This is a genomic window from Streptomyces sp. NBC_00386 (assembly GCF_036063235.1).
In the GTDB taxonomy this organism is placed as follows: domain Bacteria; phylum Actinomycetota; class Actinomycetes; order Streptomycetales; family Streptomycetaceae; genus Streptomyces.
The window spans coordinates 5421042-5435028 of record NZ_CP107950.1; the positions used below are offsets into that span (position 1 = coordinate 5421042).

A 13987-nucleotide genomic window follows, 5' to 3' on the forward strand; every position below is an offset into this window, starting at 1 on the left:
CCCTGGGAGGGGTGGGGCGGTGGCGGGTGATCGCGGGCCGGTCGCGCGGTCCCCGCCGGTGGGTGCCGGCCTCTTGTGCGGGCGTCCCGGAGAGTCGAAACTGACGTTCCGTCAGATACGTTGGTTCTGCGGGAGGTTCGGCCATGGACACGATCTGGCTCGGCGGGGCGGAATGGCTGGCCCTGCTCCGTATCGGGCTCGGGCTGTGGTGGCTCGAGAGCTGGCGGCACAAGGACAAGAAGGGCTGGTTCGAGCGCGGGACCGGTATCGCGTGGGCGGCGGACGTCGCGTCCAAGCACCGGTGGAACGCCGTGCGGTCCGGTTTCGACACGATCGTCGCACCGCGCCCCCGGACGATGGCGTACGTGGTCGTGTACGCGGAGCTGGCACTCGGTCTCGGCCTGGTGGCCGGACTGCTGACTCCCGTCGCGCTGGTCGCGGGCCTGCTCCTCAACGTCCTCTACTTCACTCTCATGATCCACGACTGGGCGGAACAGGGGCAGAACGCGATGATGGCGCTGGTCTCGGCCGTCGGTCTGTTCGGGATGTCCTGGCAGACGTGGTCCCTGGACGACGCCCTGGGACTCTTCCGGTGAGCGCGACCGCCCGGGGCGCGGCGAGCGAGGGCCCGGTGCCTTCCGGGGGTGCGACGGCCTCGGTGGGTGCGAGGGCCTCGGTGGGTGCGCAGGGTCCGGTGGGCGCGGCGGGTTCCGGTGGCGGGTTCGACGTCCCCGAGGCCGACGCCTTCACCCGGCCGTACTGGGACGCGGCGGCCGAGGGGCGGCTGCTGATCCGGCACTGCGCGGCCTGCGACCGCGTTCACCACTACCCCCGCGAGTTCTGCCCGCACTGCTGGAGCGAGGACGTGAACTGGTGCCCCGCCGGCGGACGCGCCACGCTCTACACCTGGTCCGTCGTCCACCGCAACGATCTGCCGCCGTTCGGCGGGCGCGTGCCGTACGCCGCCGCCGTCGTCGACCTGGCCGAGGGCCCCCGGATGATGACCGAGGTGGTCGAGTGCGAGGAAGCGGCGCTGCGGATCGGGATGGAACTGGAGGTGGCCTTCCGGTCGGGGATCCCCGTGTTCCGGCCCGCGTCACGTGCCGGGGGGTGAAGGATTCCGGTCGGGCGCCGGCTCGGGATCCGTCGCCAGCCGTCCGTGGACGTGGACGTCGCGGAACGCGTCATGGCGGCCGGCCTCGAACATCGCTCCGCGCAGCGTCCCCTCGTGCCGGAATCCGCAGCGTTCGGCGATCCGGCAGGACACCTCGTGGCCCACGGCATGGCCCAGGTCGAGGCGGTGCAGCGCGAGGTCGGTGAAGGCGTAGCGGGCCGTGAGGGTGAGGGCGCGGGTGGCGACCTGGCGGCCGCGGCACTCCGGGAGGACCCAGTAGCCGACGCGGGCGCAGCTCATGACGTGGTCGATCTCGTTGAGGCCGATATGGCCCAGCGTCTCGCCGGTCCCGGCATCGGTGACGCAGAAGGAGATCCCGGTGCCGCTCGTCGCCGCCGCGACGCGCGTCCGCAGCGCCTCACGGGCGGTGTCGATGTCCCGGACGAACCTGAGCGGGGTGTTCCAGCGCTGGAACTCGGGATCCGTCAGTCCGTGCAGATACGCCGACACGTCGGCGTCGGACTCCGGGTCCCAGGGTCGGAGCAGCAGCCCGAGGCCCGTCAGTTCCGGGGCGGGCTGGACGGAGAACTGCACATGGGCGTCGGCCATCCAGCCATTCAAGCCCCTCCGGGCTCACGGGTCACTGCCTGAACGGTCCGTGCTCACCGAAAAGGGGCAGCCGACCGGGAACACGGACAGGGCGCGGACGGCGGTGGGACCGGGAGACGGCTGGATCGGGACGGGACCGGGAGACGGCGGGATGCCTTCGGCGGCGCCGAAATTCGGAGGCACGGCGCCGTGGCCGCACGGGATCATCGGGCATGACCTCCGTGACGTACGACTGGCGGCTCACCCGTGACCTCGACACGTTTCTCGCCGGCGCCGGAGACTTTCTCCGGTCGCGGCCCGCGCAGCACACCGTCGCGCTGACCGTGACGGACGCGCTGCGCAGGCGGGGGATGCGCCAGTACGGGAAGAGCGCGCCGGTCTTCGGAGCTCTGGAGCGGGGCGGGGCGGTCCGCGCGGCCTTCTTCCGTACGCCGCCGTACCGGCTGAACCTCACCCCGCTGGACGAGCGGGGCGCGGACACGCTCGCCGCGCTGCTGGCGGAGGCGGAGGTCGAGGTGCCCGGGGTCTCCGCCGACACGGACACTGTCGAGGCGTTCACCCGGGCCTGGGGGCGGCGGACCGGAGCGAGAGCGGCGCTGCTCCGGAGCGAGCGGCTGTACCGGCTCGACGGCCTGACGGCGCCCGAGCCCGCGCCGCCCGGCCGTCCCAGGGTCGCCGACGAGAGTGACCGGGACCTCCTCGCCCGCTGGTACACGGAGTTCGCCGAAGCCATCGGTGAAGGTGCGCTCCGCGACGGTGGCACCTGGGCCGACGACCGGATCTCCTACGGCGGCATCACCCTCTGGGAGGACCCCGACGGCACGCCCGTCGCCATGGCGGGCGCGACACCGCCGGTCGCCGGACAGCTGCGGGTCGCCCCCGTCTACACCCCGGTGCACCTGCGCGGCAGGGGATACGCGGGTGCCGTCACCGCCGAGGTGAGCCGCGCCGCGGTCGCCGCCGGTGTCCAGGAGGTGCTGCTCTTCACCGACCTCGCCAATCCGACCAGCAACGGCCTGTACCAGCGCATCGGTTACCGCCCCGTCTCCGACTTCGCGACGTACGACTTCACGTACGAGGCGTAGGCCGGGCGGGCCGGGGCGGGGTGTGCCCGGCGGGATCAGGGGCCGTGTCCGTGGTCACCGGCGGTGTCACGGCCACAGCAGCCCGGTGTCCCAGCCGGTCTCCGTGCGGCGGTAGACGAACCGGGCGTGGCGCCTGCGGGCGTCACCCTGGAAGAACTCGACCTCGTCCGGGCGGAGGCGGTAGAGCGTCCAGGTGGGGGCGGGGGAGTGCGGGGCGCTCTCGGCCCGCGCCCAGGCCGCGTCCGAGGCCCGGTCCAACTCGTCCCGTGAGGGCAGGACTTCGCTCTGCCGGCCCACCAGAGCGGCGGCCAGCGCACCCGTGGAGCGGGCGTGCAGGTCCGCCTGGCTCTCCTCGGGGGACGCGGCGGCGACCGGGCCGCGGAGGCGGATCTGACGCCCCTGCGCGGGCCAGTAGAAGCCGAGGGCGGCGTACGGCCGCGCGGCCAGCTGGCGTCCCTTGCGGCTCGTCACGTGCGAGGCGAACGCCCAGCCGTCGTCGTCCGCGCCGTGCAGCATCACCGTCCGGACGTCGGGCAGACCGTCCTCGTCGGCCGTCGCGAGCGTCATCGTGTGCGGCTCGGCCTGCCCGGCCGCCACCGCTTCCGCGAACCACCGGGTGAACAGGGTCAGCGGGTCCGCCGGAGCACCCTCCGGGGCGAAGCCGGGCAGCTCGGTGTCCCACACCCGCAGCGATCTCAGCAGCTCATGAAGATCCGGTTCCATGGCTCCGAGTATCACCCGGTGCGGTCCGATGCCCCATGGCACCACCCCGTACCCCGTACCCCGTACCCCTCACCCCCGCCCCAGCACCACGGTCCCCGACGAGCAGAACCAGCCTCCCGTCCCGGACGCCACCGCCAGCTCGGGCAGCGTGCCGTCGGGGCGCCGTACCTGCCGTTCCTCCGGGAGATCGCCGCGCAACTGCCGTACGGCCTCCACGAGCAGGAACAGGCCGCGCATGCCCGGGTGCTGGGCCGACAGTCCGCCCCCGTCCGTGTTCACCGGCAGTTCCCCGCCCACCAGCAGCCGCCCCTTCGCCGCGTCCACGAAGGCTCCGCCCTCGCCCTTGGCGCAGAAGCCGAGGTCCTCCAGGGTCACCAGGGTCATGTAGGTGAAGGCGTCGTAGATCTCGGCGAAGTCGATCTCGGCCGGGCGGACTCCGGCGCGTTCGAAGGCGAGCCGGCCGCTCACCGCCGCCGGGGAGACGGTGAAGTCCGCCCACTCGGACATGGTGGTGTGGGAGACGTGTTCGCCGGTTCCGAGCACCCACACCGGGGCCGTACGGCAGTCGCGCACGTACTCCTCGGCCACCAGCAGGACCGCCGCGCCGCCGTCGGAGCGGACGCAGCAGTGCAGCTTGGTGAAGGGGTCCGCGATCATCGGCCCCGACAGGACGTCGTCGACGGTGACCGGGTCGCGGAACATCGCCTCCGGGTTGCGGGCCGCGTTCGCGCGGGCCTGGACGGCCACCGAGGCGAGCTGTTCGAGCGTGGTGCCGTACGTGTGCATGTGGCGGCGCGCGGCCATCGCGTACTTGGCGACGAGGGTGTGGCCGTACGGGGCCTCGAACTGCAGGGGGCCCCGGGCGCCGAAGGACAGGTTGCCGGTGCGGCGGCCCGCCCTGATGTCGGCGCGGGCGGTGGAGCCGTAGACGAGCAGGACGGCGTTCGCGTGGCCCGCCGCGATGGCGTCGGCCGCGTGGGCCGCCATGACCTCCCAGGTGGAGCCGCCGACGGAGGTCGAGTCGACCCAGGTGGGCCGCAGCCCCAGGTATTCGGCCACTTCGACGGGTGCGAGGGTGCCGAGGCCCGCCGACGCGAAGCCGTCGATCACCGAGCGGTCCAGGCCGGAGTCGGCCAGCGCGCGGCGCGCGGCCTGGGCGTGCAGCGCGTACGGGGTCGCCTCGTCCACGCGGCCGCAGTCGGACAGGGATACGCCGACGACGGCGGCCTTTCGACGGCTGTGACCCGGGGTGGCATGCGTCATAAATCTGACGGTACATCAGATAACTGTCCCTCCGGGAGCCGTCGCACCCCTGTGCATCTGGGACCCCCCGCCCTAACATGACGGCCCGTCAGATCAGCTTCCCGGATCAGCCCCCCGACGAGGGAGGAGCCCGCCCATGGACACCCGTCTCACCGCGGAGCAGGAGGAGATCCGTCGTACGCTGCGGGAGTTGCTGGTGAAGCGGTGCGGCCCGCGGGAGCTGCGGGCCGCCGAGCCGACCCCCGCCGGCTACGACCCGGCACTCTGGGAGACCCTCGCGCGCCGGCTCGGGCTGCCCGGACTCGCCCTCCCCGAGGCGTACGGCGGTGTCGGCTGCTCGATGACCGAACTCGCCCTGGCCTGCGAGGAGTCTGGCCGCGCTCTCGCCCCCTCGCCGCTGCTCTCCACCGCCGTTCTCGCCGCCCCGCTGATCCTGGCCCTCGGCACCGGGGCGCAGCGCGCCGCACTGCTGCCGGCGCTGGCCTCGGGCGCGCTGACCGCCGCCCTCGCGGTCCCCGGCACGGGCCTGGCCACCGCCCTCGCGCTGACCGGCGACAACCGCGGCGACTGGGCCGGCGGCGGCCGCGCCGGGGGCGTCCAGGCGCGCCGGGCGGACGGCGTGTGGCGGCTCTACGGGCAGGCGGCGCAGGTGCTCGACGGGCACAGCGCCGGGCTGCTGGTGGTGGCCGCGCACACCGGCGGGTTCGCGCGGTCGCGGACGCTGCTGTTCCTGGTGAGGGGCGACGCCGGCGGGCTGGTACGCGCACGGCAGACCTCCCTGGATCCGACCCGGCCGCAGGCCAGGCTCGAACTGCGTGACGTGGAGGCGGAGTTGCTGGGTGACGACCAGGCCGACGTGCCCGCGGCCCTGGCCGCGGCCGGGGACGCCGCCGCCGCCGTCCTCGCCGTGGAGGCCGTGGGCGCCGCCGACCGCGTACTGGAACGCACCGTCGAACACGTGGGCCGGCGTGAGCAGTTCGGGCGGGCGATCGGCTCCTTCCAGGCCGTCAAGCACCGGCTCGCGGACGTGTACGTGGGCGTGCAGTCGGCCCGCTCGGCGGCGTACTACGCGGCCTGGGCCACGGGGACGGGCGGCGAACGGGTGGGCGCCCTCGCGCTGGCCCAGGCGCTGGAGGCGCTGCGCACCGCCGCCTCCGAGGGCATCCAGCTGCACGGAGGCATCGGCTTCACCTGGGAGCACGACGTCCACCTCTACTTCAAGCGCGCGTCCGGCGACGAACTGCTCTTCGGCCCCGTCCACCGGCTGCGCGCGCACGCGGCCGACGCGGCGCGGCTCTTCGACGGCGGAGAGGTGACGGTCTGATGGCGGCGTCCGGGCGTTCGCGTACGGGGAGCGGTACGGGCGACGGCGACGGCGGGAGGGCCCGGGCGGGGACCGGGGCGAGAAGGATGCCCGGTGTGCGGCTGGTGCAGCGGGTCTCCTCCACCCGGACGTTCGCCAGGGTGGCCCCGCACCTCATCCCGGCCCTCGACCGCGCCGTGCACCGGCTCACCCGCGGGAAGGTGCTGCTCAGCGCCCAGATGCTGCCCGGGGTCGTCCTGACGGCGCGCGGCGCCAGGAGCGGTCTGGAGCGCCGTACCCCGCTGGCCTGCATGCCGGAGACGGGCACCTCGGGTGAGGGGGCCGGTGCGACGGGGTCCGGCTGGATCCTCATCGGGTCCAACTTCGGCCGTACGGGTCATCCCGCCTGGACCGCGAACCTGCTCGCCCGCCCCGACGCCGTCATCAACTGGAAGGGCGAGGACATTCCCGTGACCGCCCGGCTCCTCACGGGCGAGGAGAGGGACGCGGTCTGGACGACGGTGCTGGCGTTCTGGCCGCCGTACGCCACCTATCAGGCGCGGGTGGACCGGGAGATCCGGCTCTTCAGGATCGTGCGCCGGGCGGTGCCGGCCGACTCCGGGAACGGCGAGGCCGGGAACGGCGAGGCCGGGTCGGGCTGAACGGGCGTTCCGTTCCGGATGACCGGGCGGCCGGGCTGAACGGGCGGCGCGCCTGTACAGGCGGTCCGGCCGGATCCTCGGCGGTGCCCGTGCAGCGCAGCGGGCGGCAGTCCGCCGGATGGTTCTCCGGAACGAACTGCCGCCCGCATGACAGGAGCTGGAGCGTTCAGACGCGGGGATCTACTTCGTCGGCTTCTTCCCGGTCACACCCAGATACACCAACAGCGCCAGGTTCGGCTTGAGTTCGGCCTGCTTGACCCCCCAGGACTGGAACCCCTTCTGGTGCGAGGCGACCGCCGCGAGCATGGCCACGAGGGAACCGGCCATCGCGGCCGGGTTCACGTCCTTGTCGACCTTTCCCTTGGCCTGGAGTTCGGTGACCGAATCCGTAAGGGAGTTGTTCACGGAGTTCAGGATCTTCATGCGGATCTTGTAGAACCGCTTGTCGCCCTCGGCGGCGCCGAGATCGACGACCCGCAGGATCGCGTCGTTCTTCCGCCAGAACTCCAGGAAGCCGTCGACGAGTTCCTGGGCGGTCTGCCAGCCGGCCTTGCCGACCCAGGAACGGCCTTCGAGCAACCGGGTCAACGCGGCGCCCTCGGCGGCCATTTCCTCGGCGATCTCCAGGACGGCGCCTTCGACGTCCGGGAAGTACTGGTAGAAGGTCGCCGGTGAAGTGCCCGCCTTCCGGGCGACGTCAATGACTTTGACGTCCCGGTAGGGCGATGAGCTGAGCATCTCGCTGAGGCAGTCGAGCAGCTTCTGCCGGGTCGCCTGCCCACGTCGTCCGGCCACGCGGCCGTCGACGGTACGCACTTGTCCTGTCATGCCGTCAGCTTACCGAGGGGTGATCGGAGCGCGATTCGGCCGACTGCAAATGGGGTGCGGCCGTACGTCGCGGGGGTCCGACGGGGGTTCGGGGGACGTTCGGCGAGGAGTTCGCCAGAGCCTGCGAGAGCTTTCCGGGCCCGCTCGACGCACGGCCCGCGAGCCCGTGCGGGCCCCTGAGCAGGGACGGGGCGTCACCGGAGCAGGTGCGCACGCTCTGCGGGATACCGGAAGGGCCGTTAACTTGGCCGCATGGCCGAATCAGCCGTTGTCGCCGGGTTCTCCGAGGGTGTGCCCTGCTGGGTCGACGCGCAGCTTCCCGACGTGGAGGCGGGCAAGCGTTTCTACGGTGAGCTCTTCGGCTGGACGTTCCCCGAGGAGTCCGGTCCGGAGGGCTGGGCGGAGCTGGACGGCGAGCCGGTCGCCGCGCTCACGCCCAAACTGGACGGGCGCATGCCCACCGTGTGGACGGTGTACTTCGCGACGCCGGACGTCGAGGCGCTCACCCGGCGGATCGTGGCGGCCGGTGGCCGGATCATCTCCGTGCCCACGGCGGTGGGCGCGTCGGGCGAGCTGGGCACGGCCGCCCTCGTCACCGACGCGGAGGGCGCCGTGCTCGGCCTCTGGCAGCCCGGCACCCACCCCGGTTTCGCCAAGCGGCACGAGCGCCGCACGTTCTGCTGGGCCGAGCTGTACGCGCGCGACACCGCGACGGTCGACCGTTTCTACGGCAACCTGTTCCACGACGCGCTGTTCGGGCCCGACGCGACCCCCGATTTCGGCCGCGTTCCCGTGACGGGCGTCTTTCCGGCCGAGATGCCGCCCCATTTCCTCGTCCACTTCGGAGTCGAGGACTGCGAGGAGACACTCGGGACGGTGAACAGGCTCGGCGGCCGTGTCCAGGTGACACCCTTCGACACGTCGTACGGGCGGGTGGCCGTCGTCACGGACAATCAGGGTGCGTCGTTCGCCGTGCTCGAACGGTGAGGGTTCTCCGACCAGCGGTGATGTCGTACCGGCGGTGAGGGTGCTTCACCGTTCAAAGACATCGGGGGACGCTTCGACGGATCAGGCCGAAACGCTTCTGCGGTCAGGGGTAAGGCATTTCGACGTGAGGGACGGCACTTCCGGGGGCCGGGGCGGGGTACTTCTGGGGTGAGGGGCACATTTCGGCCCTGAACAGTGGCGCCCTGGCGGCCGTACTCCTGCCGGGGCGGTTGTTTTGTCACGAGACACCCCGATCCTGCCCCGGGTTCGCAACCGGCGGCTCGGCCAGGAAGAATCGGGGTGCGTGCCGCCATGGCGGTGCGGTGGTGAGACGCTGCACTGGGCCGCGTTCATACGTGGATGACGCGACCCGTACGGGGAGGTGGCAGGCAAGTGGTGGATCAGCTGACGCAGCACGATCCGCGCCGGATCGGGCCGTTCGAGGTGCTGGGACGGCTGGGTGCCGGCGGCATGGGGCTGGTCTATCTCGCGCGCTCGGCCTCCGGCCGGCGCGTGGCGATCAAGACGGTCAGGACCGAGCTCGCAGAGGACCAGTTGTTCCGGGTCCGCTTCTCGCGCGAGGTCGAGGCGGCCCGCGCCGTGTCGGGCTTCTACACGGCGGCCGTGGTCGACGCCGACGCCCGTGCCGCCGTGCCGTGGCTGGCCACCGCCTACGTGCCCGCGCCCTCGCTCGAAGAGATAGTGAATGAGTGCGGGCCGCTCCCGGCCCAGGCCGTGCGCTGGCTGGCGGCGGGTGTCGCGGAGGCGCTCCAGTCGATCCACGGCGCCGGACTCGTCCACCGTGACCTGAAGCCCTCGAACGTCCTCGTGGTCGAGGACGGGCCGCGCGTGATCGACTTCGGCATCGCGTCCGGCGTCTCGAACACCCGTCTGACCATGACCAACGTCGCGGTCGGCACCCCCGCCTACATGTCGCCCGAGCAGGCGAAGGACTCGCGCAGCGTCACCGGCGCGAGCGACGTCTTCTCGCTCGGCTCGATGCTCGTCTTCGCGGCCACCGGACACGCCCCCTTCCACGGCGCCAACCCCGTCGAGACGGTGTTCATGCTGCTCCGCGAGGGCCCGGACCTGGAAGGCCTCCCCGACGAGCTGCGCCCGCTCATCGAGTCCTGCATGCAGATGGACGCCACGGCCCGCCCCAACCCCGCCGACCTCCAGGCCCAGCTCGCACCCCACCTCTTCGGCTCGGGCTCCGACGACAGCGGCACGGCGTCGGCGTGGCTGCCCGAGCGCGCGGTGGGCCTGATCGAGACCCGGCGCGGCGGCCGTCCGCCGGTCAAGCAGCCTGCCGGGGGAAGCGGACGCAGCGGCGGGGGGCGCGCCACGGTGCCTCCGCCCCCGTCGCACGCCCCGGTGCCCGTGGGCGCACCCGACACCGGGCCCGTGCGTCTCGCGGGGGCCCCGGTGCCCATCGGTCCCGGTCCCCGGGTGCTCGACGCCCGCGCGGCGGCCGTGAAGGCGCCGCCTCCGGAAGCCGGGCTCGCGGCGTCCTGGTCCCGGCCGCGCATCGGTGTGAACGGCGCCGAACCGGCGCCGGTGCCCGTGGTCGCGCCTCCGGCGCCCGACGCTCCGGCCGGCTGGCGCCCCTGGCGCTTCCGGATGTCGAACGACGTCTGGGGCACCCCCTCGGTCGCCGGCGACCTCGTGTACGTCACCTCCTTCGAGGTCCACGCCCTCGACGTGGCGACCGGCCGCCGCCGTTTCAAGACCCGTGACGTGGCGTGGTCCATGGCGGTGGCGGACGGCCGCATCCACGCGTCCGACGGTCCGACGCTGTACGCGCTCGAAGCCAGGGAGGGCGCGGACCTGTGGCGCCTGTCCACGGACGCCTGGGTCTACTCCCTCCAGGCCGACCGCGGAACGGTCGTCACCGGCACGCGCGGCGGTGGCGTCCAGGCCTGGGAGGCGGCGAACGGCCAGAAGCTCTGGGAGATCAGCGGCGCCCAGACGGACTTCGAGTCCCCGGAGGCCGGTCCGTCGATCCACGACGGCACGGTGTACGTCTGGAAGGACGCGCGGCTGCGCGCCCTGGAGGCCCGTACGGGCGAGGAGCGCTGGTCGTACCCGATCGGCGACGCGGCTTCCTGCGGCGGCGTACCGGTCCGTATGACCCACGCGCCGGACGGCTACGTCTACATCTCCGCCGGCACCCGCGTACTCGCCGTGGACACGGCGAGCGGTCACGTCCGCTGGCACTTCGAGGCCCCGGCAGTCTTCCTGTCCCCGCCCACCTTCGCCCCGGGCCCGGCGGTGACGGGCGGCGGTGTCTACCTCGCCGACTACCTCGGCACGGTGTACGCCCTGGACGCGACCGACGGCCGCGACCGCTGGCGCATCGCCACCGAGTCCCGCGCCTCCACCGAGCCGGTCCTGGTGGCGGCCGGACACGTCCATGTGGGCAGCGGCAAGGGCCTGTACACGCTGGACGCCGTCACCGGCACCCCGAAGTGGCGCTTCCAGGCCGGTGGCGACCTGGTGGGCGCCCCCGCGGTGGCCGAGGGCCGTATCCACTTCGGCTCCACGGACCACCTGCTGTACACCCTGAAGGCCGACGACGGGCGCCTGCGCTGGAAGCTGGCCACCGGCGGCGAGATCACCGGGGCGCCCGTGGTCAAGGACGGCGTCGTGTACGCGTGCAGCAAGGACCGCTGTGTGTACGCGCTGGACGCGGAGAAGGGCACCGGGACCGCCCGCACCACGTGAGCGGGGCAAAAGCTCTGTGACGGCCGCCGTACCGGGCACGGAAGGGTCTCCGGACGGCGGCCGTCGTTCACGCGGACGGCCTTGCGGAAGCCGTTCCGGGTGCCGAGGCTACGCCCGGAGTGACCGGCCCGCCACAGGGAGCGAGGCCCGGTCCGGCCCGGTTCGAGGGTTTCTCCGGCCGGACGGGAGCGCGGTTCGACCGCCCGGCGTCCGGGCAGCCCTCAGCGCAGCCGGAACCCCGGCCGGCGGGCCGAGAACAGTTCCGCCTGCCGCTCACCCGGCAGGTTTCCGAGGGAGACGAGCTGCGGAGCGTGCGCCAGGGCCGCCGCGCGGGTCGCCTCCTGCGCCGACCACAGCGCCCGTACGGTCCCCTGGACGGCTTCGGCCGGGTAGGACGCGATGACCGCCGCGCACCCGACGGCCGCCGCCAACGCCCCGCCCGGCGGGGCGAGTTCGGACACCAGCCCCACCTCGTACGCCCGCCGCGCCGAGACCCGCTCGGCGGTTCCCATCAGCGCCATCCGCGCCACCTCCCCGAACGGCATCCGCTGCGCGAGGTAGACGGACTCGTACGCGCTGACCATTCCGTACGTCGTGTGCGGGTCGAAGAAGGTGGCCTCCTCGTCGGCGACGACGAACTCCGACTCGCCCAGCAGGTAGAAGGCACCGCCGCAGGCGATCCCGTTCACGGCGGCGATCACCGGCTTCCACAGACCGTTGGCCTTCGGCCCGATCGCGGCCAGCGGATCGTCCACCATGTAAGGGGAGCCGGGCTGCGGCACCTCGGCGCCGCGGTCGATCCCGGTGCAGAAGGCCCGCCGTCCCGCGCCGGTGACCACGACCGCCCGTACGGTGTCGTCGAACCGGAACTCGCGCCAGGCGGCGACCAGTTCGGCGGCCGTCGGAAGGTCGATGGCGTTGAGCCGGTCCTGCCGGTCGAGCGTGAGGACGGCGACTCCGGTGTCCTTGTCGGCGCTCACCACGAGCCCGCCGGCTCCGGCCCGCCCGCTCACGCCCGCTCCAGGACCCAGCGCGGCACGGTGACGCCGTTCACCTCGGTGAACACGGCCTGCACCCGGGCCCCGATCCGGATCCGCCGGGCCGGAACGGAGCCGATGGGCTCGTCCGGCCCGCTCACCAGGTTCCCGGCCAGCCGTATCCGCGGCGCCTCGTCCAGCTCCACCACGATCGCGTTGTACGGGGCCAGCGCCGCGTAGGCGGGAAGGAGCGGCGGATGCGGGACGACGTACGACCAGATCCGGCCCCGCCCGCTCATCCTGCGCCACTCGTCCGCGAAGGAGTGGCAGTGCGGGCAGCAGGGGCGCGGCGGGAAGCGGAGTTCACCGCAGCCGGCGCAGGCCTGGACGCGGAGTTCGCCCCGGGCGGCGTACTGCCAGAAGGGTGCCCCGTCGTCGTCGGGGACGGGGGACAGCAGAGGCTCCTTCATCCGGTCCGTCCCGTCGGCCCCGGAACCCTCGGCCGTGCCGGCCGTCCCGGTCATGTCGGCCATCTCAGCCATCTCAGCCATCCCGGCTCCTCAGCTCCTCAGCAGGAGTGCGGAGGTCGGGACCCCTTCCCCCGCTGTGACCAGACAGGTCGCCGCTCCCGGCACCTGTGCCGTACTCGTGCCCCGCAACTGCTTCACGCCCTCGTTGATGAGGTTGAAGCCGTGCACGTAGGCCTCGCTGAGCCCGCCGCCCCCGGTGTTGACCGGCAGCCGTCCGCCGATCTCCAGGGCGCCGCCCTCCGTGAAGGCCGCGCCCTCACCGCGCCCGCAGAAGCCGTATCCCTCCAGCGAGAGGGGTATCAGGGGCGTGAACGCGTCGTAGATCTGCGCCACGTCCACGTCCTCGGGGGTGAGGTCGGCGTGCTTCCACAGGTGCCGGGCGGCGGTCCAGGCGGGCCCGGTGAGCGGGTCGTCGTTCCAGTAGTTGACCATCCCGTGGTGCTGGGCGGGCAGGCCCTGGGCGGCCGAGTGGACGTACACGGGCCGCTGCCTGCAGTCGCGGGCCCGCTCGGCGGACACGATCACGCAGGCGAGCGCGCCGTCCGTCTCCAGGCAGTTGTCGAAGAGGCAGAGCGGCTCGCTGATCCAGCGGGCGGTCATGTACATCTCGCGGGTCAGCGGGCGTTCGTACATCATCGCGGCCGGGTTCTGGTTGGCCCGGTTGCGGCAGGCCAGCGCCACGTTGAAGAGGTGGTCGCGGGTCGCCCCGTACTCGTGCATGTACCGGCGCGCGAGCATTCCGATCTCGTCGGCGGGCCGCAGCAGTCCGAAGGGCCGGGTCCACTGGGCCGGGGTGGGGAGCTGGACGGCCGTGTTCTTCCAGGGACGCGGCCCGCTGCCCCGCTTGCGCGAGCGCCAGGCCACGCCCACCGTCGCCTGGCCGGTGGTGACGGCGGCGGCGAGGTGCGCGACGGTGGCGCAGGAACCGCCGCCCCCGTAGCCGACCTTGCTGAAGAAGGTGAGGTCGCCGAGCCCGACGGCCTTGGCGACCTCCACCTCGTCGGTCTCCTCCATGGTGTAGGAGGCGAGCGCGTCGACCTCCGCGGGCGCGATGCCGGCGTCGTCGAGGGCGGCGAGGATCGCCCGGCAGGCCAACGTCTTCTCGGACTCCGGGAGTTGTTTCGCGAAGGGTGTCTGTCCGATTCCGACGACGGCTGTGGCGTCCTTGAGCCCTGGCATGGA

14 protein-coding genes are annotated in these 13987 nt (G+C 73.0%); 7 read left to right on the top strand and 7 right to left on the bottom strand.

Annotated features, from left to right (window positions below; genetic code table 11):
- Nucleotides 1–143 precede the first annotated feature (143 nt).
- Together OG780_RS23915 and OG780_RS23920 are read left to right on the top strand one after the other, a co-directional pair.
- The gene (locus OG780_RS23915; protein WP_328451346.1) at nt 144–596 is read left to right on the top strand and encodes a DoxX family protein; all 453 of its coding nucleotides are present in this window, start codon (nt 144–146) and stop codon (nt 594–596) included.
- 98 nt (nt 597–694) lie between these two features.
- On the top strand, nt 695–1114 hold the full coding sequence (locus tag OG780_RS23920; RefSeq protein ID WP_328458331.1) for a Zn-ribbon domain-containing OB-fold protein: 420 nt from the start codon (nt 695–697) through the stop codon (nt 1112–1114).
- Here the strand turns inward: OG780_RS23920 and OG780_RS23925 are convergent.
- Nucleotides 1097–1723: a GNAT family N-acetyltransferase gene (locus OG780_RS23925; protein WP_328451348.1), complete on the bottom strand. Its 627-nt coding sequence runs from the start codon at nt 1721–1723 to the stop codon at nt 1097–1099. The genes OG780_RS23920 and OG780_RS23925 overlap by 18 nt on opposite strands.
- Nucleotides 1724–1935: 212 nt before the next feature.
- On the opposite strand from OG780_RS23925, the gene OG780_RS23930 reads away from it, so the two are divergent.
- Nucleotides 1936–2808 (top strand): GNAT family N-acetyltransferase, encoded by an 873-nt coding sequence (locus tag OG780_RS23930; protein ID WP_328451350.1) that lies wholly within the window; start codon nt 1936–1938, stop codon nt 2806–2808.
- A 66-nt stretch (nt 2809–2874) separates the two neighbouring features.
- On the opposite strand, the gene OG780_RS23935 is transcribed toward OG780_RS23930, so the two are convergent.
- Both OG780_RS23935 and OG780_RS23940 read right to left on the bottom strand, forming a co-directional pair.
- Nucleotides 2875–3531 carry a pyridoxine/pyridoxamine 5'-phosphate oxidase gene (locus tag OG780_RS23935; RefSeq protein ID WP_328451352.1) on the bottom strand — a complete coding sequence of 219 codons (657 nt, stop codon included), beginning with the start codon at nt 3529–3531 and terminating at the stop codon, nt 2875–2877.
- Nucleotides 3532–3600: 69 nt separating this feature from the next.
- On the bottom strand, nt 3601–4794 hold the full coding sequence (locus OG780_RS23940) for a thiolase C-terminal domain-containing protein (RefSeq protein ID WP_328451354.1): 1194 nt from the start codon (nt 4792–4794) through the stop codon (nt 3601–3603).
- A 136-nt stretch (nt 4795–4930) separates the two neighbouring features.
- On the opposite strand from OG780_RS23940, the gene OG780_RS23945 reads away from it, so the two are divergent.
- Together OG780_RS23945 and OG780_RS23950 are read left to right on the top strand one after the other, a co-directional pair.
- The gene (locus OG780_RS23945; protein WP_328451356.1) at nt 4931–6118 is read left to right on the top strand and encodes an acyl-CoA dehydrogenase family protein; all 1188 of its coding nucleotides are present in this window, start codon (nt 4931–4933) and stop codon (nt 6116–6118) included.
- A gap of 86 nt (nt 6119–6204) precedes the next feature.
- Nucleotides 6205–6759 carry a nitroreductase family deazaflavin-dependent oxidoreductase gene (locus OG780_RS23950; RefSeq protein ID WP_328458333.1) on the top strand — a complete coding sequence of 185 codons (555 nt, stop codon included), beginning with the start codon at nt 6205–6207 and terminating at the stop codon, nt 6757–6759.
- 180 nt (nt 6760–6939) lie between these two features.
- Here the strand turns inward: OG780_RS23950 and OG780_RS23955 are convergent, their stop codons facing one another.
- Nucleotides 6940–7587 carry a TetR family transcriptional regulator gene (locus OG780_RS23955; protein ID WP_326787161.1) on the bottom strand — a complete coding sequence of 216 codons (648 nt, stop codon included), beginning with the start codon at nt 7585–7587 and terminating at the stop codon, nt 6940–6942.
- A 252-nt stretch (nt 7588–7839) separates the two neighbouring features.
- Between OG780_RS23955 and OG780_RS23960 the strand changes: the two genes are divergently transcribed.
- Nucleotides 7840–8574: a VOC family protein gene (locus OG780_RS23960; protein ID WP_328451359.1), complete on the top strand. Its 735-nt coding sequence runs from the start codon at nt 7840–7842 to the stop codon at nt 8572–8574.
- Nucleotides 8575–8967: 393 nt separating this feature from the next.
- Nucleotides 8968–11298 carry a serine/threonine-protein kinase gene (locus tag OG780_RS23965; RefSeq protein WP_328451361.1) on the top strand — a complete coding sequence of 777 codons (2331 nt, stop codon included), beginning with the start codon at nt 8968–8970 and terminating at the stop codon, nt 11296–11298.
- A 221-nt stretch (nt 11299–11519) separates the two neighbouring features.
- Here the strand turns inward: OG780_RS23965 and OG780_RS23970 are convergent, their stop codons facing one another.
- From OG780_RS23970 to OG780_RS23980, 3 genes are all read right to left on the bottom strand, one after another.
- Nucleotides 11520–12311, bottom strand: a complete 792-nt coding sequence (locus OG780_RS23970; RefSeq protein WP_328451363.1) for an enoyl-CoA hydratase/isomerase family protein — start codon at nt 12309–12311, stop codon at nt 11520–11522.
- Nucleotides 12308–12733 (bottom strand): Zn-ribbon domain-containing OB-fold protein, encoded by a 426-nt coding sequence (locus OG780_RS23975; RefSeq protein ID WP_443062327.1) that lies wholly within the window; start codon nt 12731–12733, stop codon nt 12308–12310. Before OG780_RS23975 ends, OG780_RS23970 begins: the two co-directional genes overlap by 4 nt.
- A gap of 102 nt (nt 12734–12835) precedes the next feature.
- Complete coding sequence (locus tag OG780_RS23980) at nt 12836–13984, bottom strand: lipid-transfer protein (protein ID WP_328451365.1); 1149 nt, start codon at nt 13982–13984, stop codon at nt 12836–12838.
- Nucleotides 13985–13987 lie beyond the last annotated feature (3 nt).

Bases quoted from the DNA above. Each gene is read 5' to 3' on its own strand.
- OG780_RS23915 (WP_328451346.1), top strand. From the start codon at position 144: ATGGACACGATCTGGCTCGGCGGGGCGGAATGGCTGGCCCTGCTCCGT.
- OG780_RS23925 (WP_328451348.1), bottom strand. From the start codon at position 1,723: ATGGCCGACGCCCATGTGCAGTTCTCCGTCCAGCCCGCCCCGGAACTG.
- OG780_RS23930 (WP_328451350.1), top strand. From the start codon at position 1,936: ATGACCTCCGTGACGTACGACTGGCGGCTCACCCGTGACCTCGACACG.
- OG780_RS23935 (WP_328451352.1), bottom strand. From the start codon at position 3,531: ATGGAACCGGATCTTCATGAGCTGCTGAGATCGCTGCGGGTGTGGGAC.
- OG780_RS23940 (WP_328451354.1), bottom strand. From the start codon at position 4,794: ATGACGCATGCCACCCCGGGTCACAGCCGTCGAAAGGCCGCCGTCGTC.
- OG780_RS23945 (WP_328451356.1), top strand. From the start codon at position 4,931: ATGGACACCCGTCTCACCGCGGAGCAGGAGGAGATCCGTCGTACGCTG.
- OG780_RS23950 (WP_328458333.1), top strand. From the start codon at position 6,205: ATGCCCGGTGTGCGGCTGGTGCAGCGGGTCTCCTCCACCCGGACGTTC.
- OG780_RS23955 (WP_326787161.1), bottom strand. From the start codon at position 7,587: ATGACAGGACAAGTGCGTACCGTCGACGGCCGCGTGGCCGGACGACGT.
- OG780_RS23960 (WP_328451359.1), top strand. From the start codon at position 7,840: ATGGCCGAATCAGCCGTTGTCGCCGGGTTCTCCGAGGGTGTGCCCTGC.
- OG780_RS23980 (WP_328451365.1), bottom strand. From the start codon at position 13,984: ATGCCAGGGCTCAAGGACGCCACAGCCGTCGTCGGAATCGGACAGACA.